The sequence below is a fragment of the Caulobacter sp. GW821-FHT05F04 genome (assembly GCF_059419665.1).
In genome coordinates, this window is the sequence record NZ_JBWKSF010000005.1 from 394,966 (window position 1) to 409,536 (window position 14,571).

13 protein-coding genes and 2 pseudogenes are annotated in these 14,571 nt (G+C 66.1%); 8 read left to right on the forward strand and 7 right to left on the reverse strand.

The features are described 5' to 3' along the window. Nucleotides 1-73: 73 nt before the first annotated feature. The 3 genes from AC07R7_RS16170 to AC07R7_RS16180 all read left to right on the forward strand — a co-directional run bounded on the left by AC07R7_RS16170 (nt 74) and on the right by AC07R7_RS16180 (nt 4,340). The gene (locus AC07R7_RS16170; protein ID WP_492884996.1) at nt 74-412 is read left to right on the forward strand and encodes a P-II family nitrogen regulator; all 339 of its coding nucleotides are present in this window, start codon (nt 74-76) and stop codon (nt 410-412) included. A gap of 46 nt (nt 413-458) precedes the next feature. Next, on the forward strand, nt 459-1,868 hold the full coding sequence (glnA, locus tag AC07R7_RS16175) for a type I glutamate--ammonia ligase (protein WP_492884995.1): 1,410 nt from the start codon (nt 459-461) through the stop codon (nt 1,866-1,868). A 294-nt stretch (nt 1,869-2,162) separates the two neighbouring features. Next, nucleotides 2,163-4,340 (forward strand): TonB-dependent receptor, encoded by a 2,178-nt coding sequence (locus AC07R7_RS16180; protein WP_492884993.1) that lies wholly within the window; start codon nt 2,163-2,165, stop codon nt 4,338-4,340. Between the two features lie 61 nt (nt 4,341-4,401). Here AC07R7_RS16180 and AC07R7_RS16185 read toward each other — a convergent pair whose 3' ends face one another. Both AC07R7_RS16185 and AC07R7_RS16190 read right to left on the reverse strand, forming a co-directional pair. Continuing rightward, nucleotides 4,402-4,803 carry a putative quinol monooxygenase gene (locus AC07R7_RS16185; RefSeq protein ID WP_494635858.1) on the reverse strand — a complete coding sequence of 134 codons (402 nt, stop codon included), beginning with the start codon at nt 4,801-4,803 and terminating at the stop codon, nt 4,402-4,404. A gap of 56 nt (nt 4,804-4,859) precedes the next feature. Continuing rightward, nucleotides 4,860-5,213, reverse strand: a complete 354-nt coding sequence (locus AC07R7_RS16190; protein WP_494635859.1) for a Kazal-type serine protease inhibitor family protein — start codon at nt 5,211-5,213, stop codon at nt 4,860-4,862. A gap of 125 nt (nt 5,214-5,338) precedes the next feature. Between AC07R7_RS16190 and AC07R7_RS16195 the strand changes: the two genes are divergently transcribed. The 3 genes from AC07R7_RS16195 to parE all read left to right on the forward strand — a co-directional run bounded on the left by AC07R7_RS16195 (nt 5,339) and on the right by parE (nt 10,403). Then, entirely contained in the window at nt 5,339-6,820 is a 1,482-nt protein-coding gene (locus tag AC07R7_RS16195) for an amidohydrolase (protein WP_494635860.1), read from the forward strand. Then, nucleotides 6,820-8,172, forward strand: a complete 1,353-nt coding sequence (locus AC07R7_RS16200) for an amidohydrolase family protein (RefSeq protein WP_494635861.1) — start codon at nt 6,820-6,822, stop codon at nt 8,170-8,172. Before AC07R7_RS16195 ends, AC07R7_RS16200 begins: the two co-directional genes overlap by 1 nt. A gap of 119 nt (nt 8,173-8,291) precedes the next feature. Continuing rightward, a complete protein-coding gene (gene parE, locus AC07R7_RS16205; RefSeq protein WP_494635862.1) occupies nt 8,292-10,403 on the forward strand; it encodes a DNA topoisomerase IV subunit B in 2,112 nt (703 codons plus the stop codon). Between the two features lie 733 nt (nt 10,404-11,136). On the opposite strand, the pseudogene AC07R7_RS16210 reads toward parE, so the two are convergent. From AC07R7_RS16210 to AC07R7_RS16220, 3 genes and pseudogenes are all read right to left on the reverse strand, one after another. Beyond that, nucleotides 11,137-11,217 (reverse strand): annotated as a pseudogene (locus AC07R7_RS16210) (hypothetical protein); the annotation flags it as partial. A 59-nt stretch (nt 11,218-11,276) separates the two neighbouring features. Further along, nucleotides 11,277-12,017 (reverse strand): EcsC family protein, encoded by a 741-nt coding sequence (locus tag AC07R7_RS16215; RefSeq protein ID WP_494635863.1) that lies wholly within the window; start codon nt 12,015-12,017, stop codon nt 11,277-11,279. Nucleotides 12,018-12,033: 16 nt separating this feature from the next. Continuing rightward, nucleotides 12,034-12,146 (reverse strand): annotated as a pseudogene (locus tag AC07R7_RS16220) (hypothetical protein); the annotation flags it as partial. A 56-nt stretch (nt 12,147-12,202) separates the two neighbouring features. Here AC07R7_RS16220 and AC07R7_RS16225 point away from each other — a divergent pair. Next, entirely contained in the window at nt 12,203-12,541 is a 339-nt protein-coding gene (locus AC07R7_RS16225) for a hypothetical protein (RefSeq protein ID WP_494635864.1), read from the forward strand. Between the two features lie 13 nt (nt 12,542-12,554). Here the strand turns inward: AC07R7_RS16225 and AC07R7_RS16230 are convergent, their stop codons facing one another. Both AC07R7_RS16230 and AC07R7_RS16235 read right to left on the reverse strand, forming a co-directional pair. After that, nucleotides 12,555-12,977: a hypothetical protein gene (locus AC07R7_RS16230; RefSeq protein WP_494635865.1), complete on the reverse strand. Its 423-nt coding sequence runs from the start codon at nt 12,975-12,977 to the stop codon at nt 12,555-12,557. Then, a complete protein-coding gene (locus AC07R7_RS16235) occupies nt 12,978-13,508 on the reverse strand; it encodes a hypothetical protein (RefSeq protein ID WP_494635866.1) in 531 nt (176 codons plus the stop codon). Nucleotides 13,509-13,715: 207 nt separating this feature from the next. Here AC07R7_RS16235 and hdaA point away from each other — a divergent pair, with 207 nt between their 5' ends. Then, nucleotides 13,716-14,402: a DnaA regulatory inactivator HdaA gene (gene hdaA, locus AC07R7_RS16240; RefSeq protein ID WP_494635867.1), complete on the forward strand. Its 687-nt coding sequence runs from the start codon at nt 13,716-13,718 to the stop codon at nt 14,400-14,402. Nucleotides 14,403-14,571: the final 169 nt, after the last annotated feature.

Genomic DNA, 14,571 nt, shown 5'->3' on the forward strand with positions numbered 1-14,571 from the left:
GCGGCGCTGGGGTCAGCGTGATGGTTGCGCGCTCAGTGAAGCGGTTCGCCGCCCGGGCCCGAAAGTGGAACCGATGAAGAAGATCGAAGCCGTCATCAAGCCGTTCAAGCTGGATGAGGTGAAGGAGGCCCTGCAGGACATGGGCGTCCAGGGCATGACCGTGCTCGAAGCCAAGGGCTACGGCCGCCAGAAGGGCCACACGGAGCTCTATCGCGGCGCGGAGTACGTCGTGGACTTCCTCCCCAAGATCAAGGTCGAGGTCGTCGTCGAGGACAGCCAACTGGAGCCCGCTCTGGAAGCCATCACCCGCGCGGCCCGCACCGGCCGCATCGGCGACGGCAAGATTTTCGTCTCGGAGATCACGGAAGTGATCCGCATCCGAACCGGAGAAAGCGGCCCGGCCGCCGTCTAAAGGCCGGATCGTCAAACACTTAGAGAGCCTACAAAGGGGATACGGAATGACTACCGCCAAGGATATCCTGAACCTGATCAAGGAAAAGGACGTCAAGTATGTCGACGTCCGCTTCACCGACGTGCGCGGCAAGCTGCAGCACGTCACGTTCGACATCGACCTGGTCGACGATGACTTCCTGAACGACGGCACGATGTTCGACGGTTCGTCGATCGCCGGCTGGAAGGCCATCAACGAGTCTGACATGAAGCTGCGTCCTGACCTGGACAGCGCCATCATCGACCCCTTCTACCAGCAGACCACGCTGGCCCTATTCTGCGACGTCGTGAACCCGGACGACGGCACCCCGTACAACCGCGACCCGCGCTCGATCGCCAAGGCCGCGCTGAACTACGTGAAGTCGGCTGGCGTGGGCGACACCGTCTACTTCGGTCCGGAAGCCGAGTTCTTCATCTTCGACGACGTCCGCTGGTCGACCGCGCCGAACAACACCGGCTACTCGTACGACTCGAGCGAACTGCCCAGCAACTCGGGCAAGGAATATCCGGAAGGCAACATGGGCCACCGCCCTGGCCCGAAGGGCGGCTACTTCCCGGTGAACCCGGTCGACTCGGCTCAGGACCTGCGCGGCGAAATGCTGGCCGTCATGGGCGAGTTGGGCATGAAGCCGGAAAAGCATCACCATGAGGTGGCTCCGGCTCAGCACGAACTCGGCCTGAAGTTCGACACCATGGTCGTCATGGCCGACCGGATGCAGCTCTACAAGTACGTCATCCACAACGTCGCCGCGGCCTACGGCAAGACGGCCACCTTCATGGCCAAGCCGATGTTCGCCGACAACGGCTCGGGCATGCACGTGCACCAGTCGATCTGGCAGGACGGCAAGCCGCTGTTCGCCGGTGATAAGTACGCCGGCCTGTCGCAGGAGTGCCTGTACTACATCGGCGGCATCATCAAGCACGCCAAGGCCATCAACGCGTTCTCGAACTCGACGACGAACTCGTACAAGCGCCTGGTGCCCGGTTATGAAGCCCCGGTGAAGCTGGCCTACAGCTCGCGCAACCGTTCGGCCTCGATCCGCATCCCGCACGTCGACTCGCCGAAGGCCAAGCGCCTGGAAGCCCGCTTCCCCGATCCGATGGGCAACCCCTATCTGACCTTCGTCGCTCTGCTGATGGCCGGCCTGGACGGCATCATCAACAAGATCGACCCGGGCGCGCCGGCCGACAAGAACCTCTATGATCTGCCGCCCCGCGAGCAGAAGAAGATCCCGGAAGTCTGCGGTTCGCTGCGCGAAGCCCTGGAAAGCCTGGACAAGGACCGCGCCTTCCTGAAGGCCGGCGGCGTCATGGATGACGACTTCATCGACAGCTACATCGAGCTGAAGATGGAAGAGGTGATGCGCCTGCAACTGCACCCGCACCCGGTCGAATTCGACATGTACTACAAGTGCTGATCGCGTAAGCGCTCAGAACAAGGACAAGGGCCGGAGAGCGATCTCCGGCCCTTTTTCTTGCGCCGCGAGGCCAGACCGCTCCGCGAGTAGAATGACTTATTACTTACTGGGCGCCGCCTGAACAAAATTGTCGCAACTTCGCAACATAACCGACGTAATCGGCTGGAAAGAGCTGTTTTCGATCAAGACGAGATATCCCGACAGCCGCTGTTTCGCCTATCGCAGCGCAACAGAAGCGCCGTTAACGCCCCGGTCAGAGTCGGCGAACGGCGCGCTCCATCACAGGATGTCTCCATGCTCCCCAACCGCTCTTTCCGCCGCGCCCTCACGGTGTCGTGCGGCCTGACCGCCCTCGTGGCCTCGCTGGCCGCCGGCTCGGCCGCCATGGCCCAGGACACCACCGTCGGCGAAGTCGTCGTCACCGCCCAGAAGCGTAGCGAAAACCTGCAGGACGTTCCGGTCTCGGTCGCCGCCATCTCCGGCGAGCGCCTGCAGTCGGTCTTCGCCGCCGGCGAAGACATCCTGACCCTGTCGGGCAAGGCCCCTGGCCTCTACGCCGAGTCCTCGAACGGCCGCGTCGCCCCGCGCTTCTACATCCGCGGCCTGGGCAACGCCGACTTCGATCTGGCCGCCTCGCAGCCGGTGTCGATCATCCAGGACGACGTCGTCCTGGAGAACGTCGTCCTGAAGAGCTCGCCGATCTACGATCTCGACCACGTCGAAGTCCTGCGCGGTCCGCAGGGCACGCTGTTCGGCCGCAACACCACGGCCGGCATCGTCAAGTTCGACACCATCAAGCCGAGCGACGAAACCAAGGGCCGCCTGGCGGCCACCTATGGCAGCTACAACACCGTCACCCTGGACGGCGGCTACGGCGGCGCCATCGTCCCGGGCAAGGTCGCTGTCCGCGCCTCGTTCCTGCTCCAGCGTCGCGACGACTACATCGACAACACCTACACCAAGCAGGAAAACGCCCTGGGCGGCTTCAACGAAAAGGCCGCTCGCGTTCAGTTGCTGGTCACGCCGAACGACAAGCTGAGCGCCCTGTTCAACGTCCACGGCCGCGACCTGGACGGCACCGCCGCCGTGTTCCGCGCCAACGTGCTGACCAAGGGCTCTAACAAGCTCAACGGCAACTACCAACGCGACAAGGTCGCCTTCGACAACACCGCCAACAACCCGCAGAAGTACAAGGGCTACGGCGCCTCGGCCAACATCGGCTACGACTTCGACGGCGTGAAGCTGACCTCGATCACCGCCTATGAAAACACCCACGGCTACAGCCTGGGCGACATCGACGGCGGCAACCCGGGCGGCCCGGGCTTCATCCCCTTCCAGTCGAGCACCCAGGACGGCATCAAGAACCTGTTCCAGTGGACGCAGGAAGTGCGTCTGGCCAGCGACACCGACGGTCCGCTGAGCTGGCAAGTCGGCGGCTTCTACTTCGACACCAAGTACGACATCCGCACCGACCCGTTCTTCATGCCGGCCACCACCCTGCGCCAAAAGAACAAGTCCTGGGCGCTGTTCGGTCAGGCCTCCTACGCGGTCAACGACCAGCTGACCCTGACGGGCGGCCTGCGCTACACCGACGACGACAAGGACATGAATGTCGTTTCGGGCCCGAACAAGGCTCCGTCGGTCTCGGTGTCGGATTCCAAGGTCAGCTGGGACCTGTCGGCATTCTACAAGATCGACGAGGACGTCAGCGTCTACGCCAAGGTCGCCTCGGGCTTCCGCGGTCCGTCGATCCAGGGCCGCGACATCGCCTTCGGCTCGCCCGCCTCGTCGGCCAAGTCCGAAACGATCATGTCGTATGAGCTGGGCCTGAAGAGCGAGCTGTTCGAACGTCGTGTCCGCCTGAACGGCGCGGTCTTCGCCTACAGCATCGACGACCCGCAGTTCAGCGCCGTTGGCGGCGGCAGCAACTCCAACCGCCTGATCAACGCCAAGAAGGGCGAGGCCTACGGCCTGGAACTGGACAGCGAGTTCGTGGTCACCCCGAACTTCGTCGTCACGGCCGGCTACAGCTACGCCCACACCAAGATCAAGGACAGCACCCTGGCCGTCGCCCCCTGCGCCGCCTGCACGGTCACGGACAAGCTGAATGGCGCGGGCCTGGCCCTCGTGGACGGCAACCCCTTCCCGAACGCGCCGAAGTACACCTTCGACGTGACGGCGCGTTACTCGTACCCGATCGCTTCGGGCGAGCTGTTCGCCTTCACCGACTGGAAGGTCCAAGGCTACACCAACCTGTTCCTGTACCAATCGAAGGAGTTCTACTCGAAGGGCGACTTCGAGGGCGGCCTGAAAGTCGGCTACGCCGACAAGGACGCCGGTTGGGAGCTGGCGGCCTTCGCCCGCAACATCACCAACGAGAGCAACATCAAGGGCGCGATCGACTTCAACAACCTGACCGCCTTCGTCAACGAACCCCGCGTCGTCGGCGTCTCGCTGAACGCCAACTTCTAGGACCTTCGGGTCTTCGAAACCGGAAAGGCCGCGGATCGCTCCGCGGCCTTTTTCTTTGCGCCTACGTTTTCAGGCCGTGGCCAGTGACCGGGATCGTCTCGAAGCGCTGCGGGAAGCCGGCGATGATCGGCCTGCCCTTGGCGATCGCCGCCTGCACCGATGGCAGCTTCAGCGAGGCGGCATGGGCGTCCTTGTCGGTCCAGACCTCGGTGATCCACAGCGCGTCGACGTTGGTCGGATCCTTGGCGATCACGTAGCTGAGGCAGCCCGGCATGTCGTTGGTCCCCTCCCCCAGGATCGCCAAGAGCTCATCGCGCTTGCCGGGCGCGGCCAGCATCTGTCCGATCAGTCCGTACATGGGCGTCTTCTCCTGGGCCAAAACACTCGAGGCGTGGGCGACAGGCGCGAACGCGGCGACGGCGAGGCCGCCGGCCAGCACGTCGCGCCGGATGATCTGGGTCATGGATTTCTCCCCTCGACCGCACCTTGCGTCAGCACAGTCCGGATAGTGGCAGCAGCCTACTTCGCCTTGCACACGCCCCGAGCCGAGACGCTGACTCCCGCCGCGCCCGCCTCGCAGGCGTTGCCATAGGTCTTGCCGTCGCAGCCGCAGACCGGCTGGTAGATCCTCGTGCAGACCCGCGGCGCCTTGCGGCAGACGCCCGCCGCATCGGCGACCCGCCCGCAGACTCCGGCCTCCATCTGGCAGGTCAGGCCGGACTGGCATTGGAAGCCCGCGAACCCGCCGCACATGCCGCCCTCGGCGACCGGGGCGCGCGGCGACTGCTGCGGCGGTCCCGAAGGTCCCGGCGTGGCGGGCGCTGTGCAGGCGGTCAGCAGCGCGACGGCGAGACAGGCGAGCAGACGGCGCATGGACGACCTCCCAAGAACAGGCGGAACGATTTTGCCGGCGACCGGCTCCATTCGCCCCTGCTTTGACTTGATAACGGGGTTCTTTTCGTCTGTCCTTCCCGCCTCTTCGAGAGTCGGGGTTTTTCATGATCAGATGGCGTTACACGGCGATGGCCGTGAGCCTGCTCGCGCTGGGACTTTCAGCCTGCGCGACGACCGGGACCGGCGGTCCCGCCAAACCGTCCAGCACGGCGCAAAAGGATGGCAAGCCAGCCGAGAAGGCCGAGATCAAGCCGCTGCCCAAGGGCCTGGACGGCCAGGCCTCGACGGGCTTCCCGTCGACCTACAAGCCGTTCCCCTCGCAGGCCACGGCCTTTGTCGGCGCCACGGTTCTGACCGCCACCGGCCAGCAGATCGACAATGGCGTCGTCGTCACCTCGGGCGGCAAGGTCGTCGCCGTCGGCGGACCCGAGACCGCGATCCCGGCCGACGCCGTCAAGGTCGACGCCACAGGCAAGTGGCTGACCCCGGGCATCATCGACGCCCACAGCCACCTGGGCGTCTATCCCTCGCCGGGCGTCCAGGCCCGCTCGGACGGCAACGAGGCCACCGACCCGAACACCGCCCAGGTCTGGGCCGAGCACTCGGTCTGGCCGCAGGACCCCGGCTTCAACCGGGCCCGCGCCGGCGGCGTCACCACCCTGCAGATCCTCCCCGGTTCGGCCAACCTGTTCGGCGGTCGCTCGGTGACGCTGAAGAACGTCCCCGCCCTGACCATGCAGGGCATGAAGTTCCCCGACGCCCCCTACGGCCTGAAGATGGCCTGCGGCGAGAACCCCAAGCGCGTCTATGGCGGCAAGGGTCGTTCGCCCTCCACCGCGATGGGCAATGTCTTCGGCTATCGCAAGGCCTGGATCGACGCGGCCGACTACGCCCGCAAGTGGGACGATTTCCGCGCCAAGCAGCAGAAGGGCGAGAAGGCCGATGCGCCCAAGCGCGACCTGCAACTGGAGACCCTGGCTGGCGTGCTGAAGGGCGACATCCTGGTGCAGAACCACTGCTACCGCGCCGACGAAGAAGCCACGATGATCGATATCGCCAAGGAGTTTGGCTACAAGATCACCATGTTCCACCACGCGATCGAGAGCTACAAGATCGCGCCCCTGCTGGCCAAGGAAGGCATCTGCTCGGCGACCTGGGCGTCGTGGACCGGCTTCAAGATGGAAAGCCTGGACGGCATCGACGCCAACGCCGCCATCCTCTGGAAGAACGGCGCCTGCGTGGTCATCCACTCGGACGACCCGATCATGACCCAGCGGCTGAACCAGGAAGCCGCCATCGCCATGACCGCCGGCAACAAGCTGGGTTACGGCGTCAGCCGGGCCGAGGCGATCAAGTGGATCACCGCCAACCCGGCCAAGGCCATGGGCATCGGCGACAAGACCGGCTCGATCGAACCCGGCAAGGCCGCCGACCTGGTGGTCTGGAGCCGCGACCCGTTCAGCGTCTACGCCCAGGCCGAGAAGGTCTTCATCGACGGCGCGCTGATCTACGATCGCAAGGACGCGCGCTTCCAGCCCAAGTCCGATTTCGAGCTCGGCCAACCCGGCCAGGGAGCGTTCAACTGATGATCCGGTCACTGCTTCTCGCCAGCGCCGCCTGCGCGCTGGCCCTCCCCGCGGCGGCCGAGACCGTCGCCATCGTCAACGCCCGCATCGAACCGGTCTCCGGCCCGACCATTCCGGCCGGCACGCTGGTGATCAACGATGGCAAGATCGCCGCCCTGGGCGCCAGCGTCGCCGTTCCGGCCGGAGCCAAGGTGATCGACGCCAAGGGCGGCGTCGTCACCCCGGGCCTGGTCGCCTCGTCCTCGAACCTCGGCGCGTCCGAGGTCAGCGGCGTGCGCGAGACCCGCGACGACGGCACCGGCAACGCGCTCAGCGCCGCCTTCGACATCAGCTACGGGATCAACCCGGCCTCGACCTTCATCCCGTTCGCCCGGGACGGGGGCATCACCAGCTCGGGCGTCGTGCCGGTGCTGTCGGGAACCGGCGGCGGCGCGCACGAGCATGCCGACGACGGCGTGGTCGAGGAGATGACCGCCGGCAAGACCGGCGACGGCGATCCCTCGCTGTTCGGCGGCCAGGCGGCGTTCATCCGCCTGAAGTCCGGGGCGAGCGACATCGTCGAGGCCTCCAAGCTGGCCGTCACCGTCTCGCTGGGCGAGAGCGGCGCGCGGGCGGCCGGCGGTTCGCGCGGCGCCGACCTGATCCTGATCCGCTCGGCCCTGGAGGACGCTCGCGCCTTCGCCAGCCGCCGCGCGGCCTTCGAGCAGGGCGCGACCCGGGACTTCGGTCTCTCGCGTCTCGATCTGGCGGCCCTGATCCCCGTCGTGCAGGGCAAGACCCCGCTGCTGATCCGCGTCTCCCGCGCCGCCGACATCCGCCAGGCCCTGAAGCTGGCGGCCGAGGAGAAGATCAAGATCATCCTCGAAGGCGTCGAGGAAGGCTGGCTGGTCGCTCCCGAGATCGCCAAGGCCGGCGTGCCCGTCATCGTCGATCCGCAGGCCGATCTGCCCGACAGCTTCGAGACCCTGGCCTCCCGGCTGGACAACGCCGCCCGCCTGAACGCCGCCGGCGTGAAGGTGGCGATCAACGGCTCGCGGGACTTCAACAACCTGCGCCAGGAGCGGCTGAACGCCGGCCTCGCGGTCGCCAACGGCCTGCCCTACGCGGCCGGCCTGGCCTCGGTGACCCTGGTCCCCGCCAAGATCTGGGGCCAGGACGGCAAGATCGGCTCGCTCGAAGTCGGCAAGCTGGCCGACGTCGTGGTCTGGAACGGCGACCCGCTGGAGACCACCAGCTGGCCGCTGAACGTCTTCGTGGGCGGCGTCGAGCAGCCGCGGGACAGCCGCCAGACCCAGCTGCGCGACCGTTACGCGGCCACCGACCAGAGCGGTTATCCGCCCGCCTATCGCTAGGCTTTCCGCCTAACTCTAACGATCCGCCCCCGGCTTAGCTGGGGGCGGATTTTGCTTTTCAGGGGAAGGCCGCGAGGCCATACGAGGCCCCCGCGTTCGAATCGCCTAGACTTGCCCCAATGTCATCTTCCGATAAGACCCCCTCGCTGTTCGACGACGACGCCCTGGCGCCCGTCCCCGCCGCGCCGTTCCAGACCAGCGTGGAGCCGCACGTCGAACCGACGCCGCGTCCGATCCCGCCGCCGCCTCCGTCGAGCAAGCCGGCCCCACCGTCCGCGCCGGCCAAGGTCAGCGCGCCGGGCGAATATTCGGCCGCCGACATCGAGGTGCTGGAAGGGCTGGAGCCGGTCCGCAAGCGTCCCGGCATGTACATCGGCGGCACCGACGAGCGGGCGCTGCACCACCTGTTCGCCGAAGTCCTCGACAACTCGATGGACGAGGCCGTGGCCGGCTTCGCCAAGACCATCGAGGTCAAGCTGGACGCCGACGGCTACCTGTCGGTCAAGGACGACGGGCGGGGGATGCCCGTGGACCCGCACCCCAAGTACCCCGGCAAGTCGGCGCTGGAGGTCATCATGACCGTCCTGCACGCCGGCGGTAAGTTCACCGGCAAGGCCTACGAGACCTCCGGCGGCCTGCACGGCGTCGGCGCATCCGTGGTCAACGCCCTGTCCGAGCGCGTCGAGGTCACCGTCTGGCGCGACGGCTTCGAGCACCTGCAGGTGTTCTCGCGCGGCAAGCCGCTGGGCCCGATCCAGCAGGTCGGTCCGTCGCGCAAGAAGGGCACCATGGTGCGCTTCAAGCCCGACGACGAGATCTTCGGCGAGGGCGTCGGCTTCAAGCCGGCGCGCCTGTACCGCATGGCCCGCTCCAAGGCCTATCTGTTCCGCGGCGTGCAGATCAAATGGTCCTGCGATCCCTCCCGCATCCATGACCAGACCCCGCCCGAGGCCACGTTCCACTTCCCCAACGGCCTGGCCGACTTCCTGGCCGAGCGGACCAAGGGCTTGAACACCGTCACCCCCGAGAGCTTCTCGGGCCGCATCGAGCGCCAGGGCGAGGCCGGCGCGGTCGAGTGGGCCGTCAGCTGGACGCCCCAGGGCTTCGGCGAGCACGACGGCTTCATGCAGTCGTACTGCAACACGGTTCCGACCCCCGAAGGCGGCACCCACGAGAGCGGCTTCCGCGCCGCCCTGACCCGCGGCCTCAAGGCCTATGCCGACCTCAAGGGCGAGAAGCGCGGCACGATCATCACCGCCGACGACGTCGTCGCCCAGGCCGGCGCCCTGATCTCGGTGTTCATCAAGAACCCCGAATTCCAGGGGCAGACCAAGGAGAAGCTCTCGACCTCCGAGGCCCAGCGCTTCGTGGAAGCCGCGCTGCGCGACCCGTTCGACCTGTGGCTGTCGTCCAGCCCGAAGAACGCCCAGGCCCTGCTGGAGTTCGTCATCGAGCGGGCCGAGGAGCGTCTCAAGCGCCGCAAGGACAAGGAAGTCACCCGCGCCAGCGCCACCCGCAAGCTGCGTCTGCCCGGCAAGCTGGCCGACTGCGCCGGCGGCGCGGTCGACGGGGCCGAGCTGTTCATCGTCGAAGGCGACTCGGCCGGCGGCTCGGCCAAGCAGGCCCGCGACCGCAAGTACCAGGCCATCCTGCCGCTGCGCGGCAAGATCCTGAACGTCGCCTCGGCGTCCGGCGAGAAGTTCACCGCCAACAAGGAACTGTCGGACCTGATGCTCGCGCTCGGCGCCCAGGGTGGCGCCAAGTATCGCGAGGAAGACCTGCGATACGACCGCATCATCATCATGACCGACGCCGACGTCGACGGCGCCCACATCGCCAGCCTCTTGATCACCTTCTTCTACCGGACCATGCCGGACGTGATCCGCCAGGGTCACCTGTATCTGGCCCTGCCGCCGCTCTACCGCATCAGCCACGGCGGCAAGAGCGAGTACGCCCGCGACGACGCCCACAAGGACGAGCTCTTGGCCACGGTGTTCAAGGGCAAGAAGCCCGAGATCGGCCGCTTCAAGGGCCTGGGCGAGATGATGGCCTCCCAGCTGAAGGAGACCACCATGGACCCCAGGAAGCGCACCCTGGCCCGCGTGACCCTGCCGCGCGCCGAAGAGGCGGTGGAAAGCCTGGTCGAGACCCTGATGGGCCGCAAGCCCGAGCTGCGCTTCCGCTTCATCCAGGAAAACGCCGAGTTCGCGTCGGCGGATCTGGATCTGTAGGCGCGGAGCTGTCCCCCTCCACCGCCGTTCGGCGGTCCCCCTCCCCCAACAGGGGGAGGAGAGGCGCCCTGCCTTCTCCGCCCCGCTTGGGGGCGGACAGACCTGCGTGAGCAGGTCAGGTGGGGGCCTGTGCTGAGCCGGCACGGCTTGGCGGCTTCACGCGGCCGAGCCGCTGAAGGCATGTGGGGAGGCGACGGAGCGGCCGGGCGAACCCGGAGACCGTAGGGTTTGTTGTGTTTCGGCTCGCTGACCGCTCCGCCAGGCTGTTCTTGCCCGTGAGGATGGGGGGCGTGAGCGTCTTTCAGCTCGGGACCCCACTAGCCCCCGGACGGGCGCGGACCAAGTCGATCGGCTACATCCGTCTCGACCCCGACGATCCACGATAGGCGGCTTGTACGATCACCGCCCTGTCGCTCCGCTGTCGGCTTTGATCCCGGAGACCGCCCGTTCGCCAACCGATCCGCCTAAAGAGTACGGACGGGGCGACTTTCGAGCCTCCGGGAACCGCCAGCGGCCCCGCTCAACCTATCCCCGCCGCCGTATTGGGCCGGATCCAAACGCCCTCCCCCGCGACGGGGACGGCTATGATTGTGCAGGCGGATTCAACGCGGATCATTCAGCAACGCGTAAAAGTGGAAAGTCGTTGATTTCGTGGGGTTCGGCGTCGCGAACACCGGGGACAGAGCGCCCTCAATCCCCATCCCTTGTCATCCCGGAAGCCTCGCAGAGGCTATCCGGGACCCAGGGGCCGGCGCACAGCGGTCGCCCCTGGGTCCCGGCTCTTCGCTTCGCTGCGGCCGGGATGACAAGAATTGTAGAGTAGAGCGGGAAGGTAGAAGCCGGCTACCGGTGAAACCTCTCACCCTCCCACCGCTACGCGGCGGGCCCCTCCCTCTCTCCATGAGAGAGGGATTTCTCAGCCTGCTCCGCCCGCATCCGATACGCCATCACCGCCGTGTGACCCAGGCGCTCGACCAGCCGCCAGTTGACGATGGCCCCCAGCGGCGCGCCGACCACGGGGATGAACTGGGCCAGTTTCGCGAGATCGATGTGGTCGCGGTACTGCTGCTGGAAGGCCCGCCAGTCGAAGTCGTCCAGGTGGGCCGGGTGCGGCCGCGCGTCCCAGTCGTCCATGGCCGCCAGCACCCGGGCTCGGTGCGGAGCATCCGAAAACGCCAACTCGAAGATGTGCAGGATGTAGAGGCGCTCGGGCAGTTCCGTCCCGTCGTGGCCGAACACGGCGGCGATCTCGAACAGCAGCTTGATCTTGAAGCTCATCAGCAGCGGGAAGTCGGCCGCCGCCGCCAGGAAGCCGCCGAACCCGGTGACCCCGCCCTCGGCCGCCGCCGCCTTCTTCCAGCCGTCGATCGCCTTGGCCGCCCTGGCCCGGCGCTCGTCCAGGGTGAGGCCGATCAAGGGCGAGCCCGTCGCGTAGTCCGACCCGACCAGCAGCGCCCGCGTCATCCCCGCGATGGCGGCGGTGATGGCGGCGTGGACCTTCTCGGGGATCAGCCGGTTGATCCGCTGCTGGGTCGCGCGAGCCAGGCCGTTCAGCGGGCCGGCGGGCCGGGTCAGCTCGGCGCGCCAGGCGAGGAGGTCGGGGGAGAGATCCATGACAGCACCTTAGCAAACCCCGGCGGTTCCGCCCTCGTCCTTCGACAAGCTCAGGATGAGGTCTACTGTTCGCCGCGGCGCATTCGAAACCTCATCCTGAGCCTGTCGAAGGACGAGGTTTCGCCGCACCGCCTCAACGACGCGAATACCGTGGCCCCGCCAGCGCCATCCGCTACCCTCCCGCCATGACCGACGCCCAGCGCCTGACCCTCGTCCGCGCCGTCCACACGGTGATCTATGTGGTGATGGCCAGCGCCGCCCTGGTCGTGCTGGCCGCCGGGATCACCGGGGCGCGCGGTCCCTGGCTGTGGGTCGCGCTGGGCCTGACGGCGATCGAGAGCGCCGTCTTCGCCGCCTGCGGCTTCAAATGCCCCCTGACCGCCGTCGCCGTGAAGTACGGCGCCACCAAGGACGGCCCCTACGACACCTTCTTCCCGGAGCGCTGCACGCGCCACACGTTCCGGGTGTTCGGGCCGGTGATCGTGGTGGGGGTGGTGTTGTTGGTTTGGCGGTGGGTGTCCTGAACCCGCCTAGCACTCAAAAAGGAATTTCATCATCCTTAGACTTTAGCTGTCTAGTAGGGACCTGCGCCGGGGAAGCACCCAATCCTCGTAAAATATTGTCAAGAACGTCTTCAGCCCCAGAAGCCCTCCTACCAACTCTTCTCAGCAAATCAAACATCAAAGAGAAGTAACTATTAAAACCTAAAATTCTTGGCATTGCATCAGCCAAATCAACATCGCTGAATGAATCCAGCACATTACCATCTTTATCCATTATATACACATAAATATCAGTATCTCCGTTCCGCTCTTTTGAAGATAACTCTATATAGTTTTCGCCAATTGGCGTCGAATACAAATTTCTCTCAGAAATCCTCCAGGGCATTTTCCCTCTTGAGGTGTCTTCGTAGAGCTTTTCAACGAGGAAAGCATATTTATCATTTGTGGAAGCTGACATCTATGCACCCTTCTCCAAGGCAATGCTAATTCTCGCCAAGGTCTCAACAAATCTTCTGTTCGAATTTATCATTTTCGATACATCAGTCGGAGCTTTGCTTTTCTGCAAGGCCGCCTCGATCTTCTCCGAGAAGATCACCACCTCGGACAAAATGTTAGACAGATTTTCAAGTCGCTCTGCGTTCAGATCGGAGGGCAACTCGGTCAACCTCACCAATGCATGTCGTCCGTCGCCGTAGCTTTCGACAGCATCCACCCAAGAATGCCGCTTGAGGTGACGATCCGTTTCCTTCAACGCCGAGACGGCTCGAGAAACCTCAAATATCGCATCATAAGTGGCAACTCTCGACTTAATCCCCGCGACCGCCAGAGCGGCCGCCTCGGTAGCATTGGCCGTACGCCAGAGCTGCCACCCCGTTAGGCCGAAACCCAAAATCGTAAGAAGTGTCCCAAAGAGCCCGAGTAAAAGGCCCCAAGCGCTCACCTGTACGGCATTGGCAGGATCGAAGACCCACTTGATAAAACCAGTCACCGCCCCTCCCTCGCCAGACGAGCACAGACTGGGCAGCCTATACGGCAAAAGCAAGCGTCGGTAGATAAGCCGCGCGCCCTCGCGTTGACCTGTCAATCCACACCCCCTTCCGCCCTATCCCCACTATCCCCAACCGCCCCGCCTCGCCCTAACCGCCGACGCGCCCTATATCCCCACCCAACCATTCACCACGCCGGGCTCCAGGGATTGTCGACCCAGTTCAGACTGCCGCTGACCGCCGCGCCGAGCTACGGCCGGGAGGACTTCGCCGTCTCGGGCTGTAACGCCGACGCCGTGGCGCGGCTGGACGCCTGGCCGAACTGGCCCGAGGGGCGGCTGGCCCTGGTCGGGCCGGTCGGCAGCGGCAAGACCCACCTGGCGCGGACCTGGGCGGCGCGGACGGGGGCGGTGGTGATCAACGCCGAGGCGACGCAGCCCCCGGACCTGCCGGCCCTGCGCGGCCGGGCCGTGCTGGTCGAGGACGCCGACCAGCGGTCGGCCAGCGCCGCCTTGAGCGACGAAGACCTGTTCCACATCCTCAACATGGCCGGGGTCGACGGCGGCGGCGTGCTGCTGACCGCCCGCGTCGCGCCGATCGCCTGGGGCTGCGCGGTGCCCGACCTGCGCTCGCGGCTGAACGCCCTGACCGTGGCGGAGATCGCCGAGCCCGACGACGTGGTGCTGCGGGCGGTGCTGGAGCGCGCCTTCCGGGCCGAGCACCTGAAGCCCGATCCGGACCTCTATCCCTATCTGATCGCCCGCCTGCCCCGCTCGGCCGCCGAGGGCCTGGCCGCCGCCAAACTGCTGGACGAGGCCGCCTCGCAGCAGCACCGCGCGGTCAACAAGGCCCTGGCGCGCGAGGTGCTGGGGGACCTGGAAACGGACGAGGACTAGCGGGTTTTACGCCGCCTCCCCGCATTTCCTTCTTGTCATCCCGGAAAGCCCGCGGGGCTTGTCCGGGACCCAGGGGCGGACGACCGCGGCGGCCCCTGGGTCCCTGTGTATTGCGATGTACGTTGAGCCTTGGCTTGATGTTGGCGGGTGTAGCTCGTTGGGTCCCTGG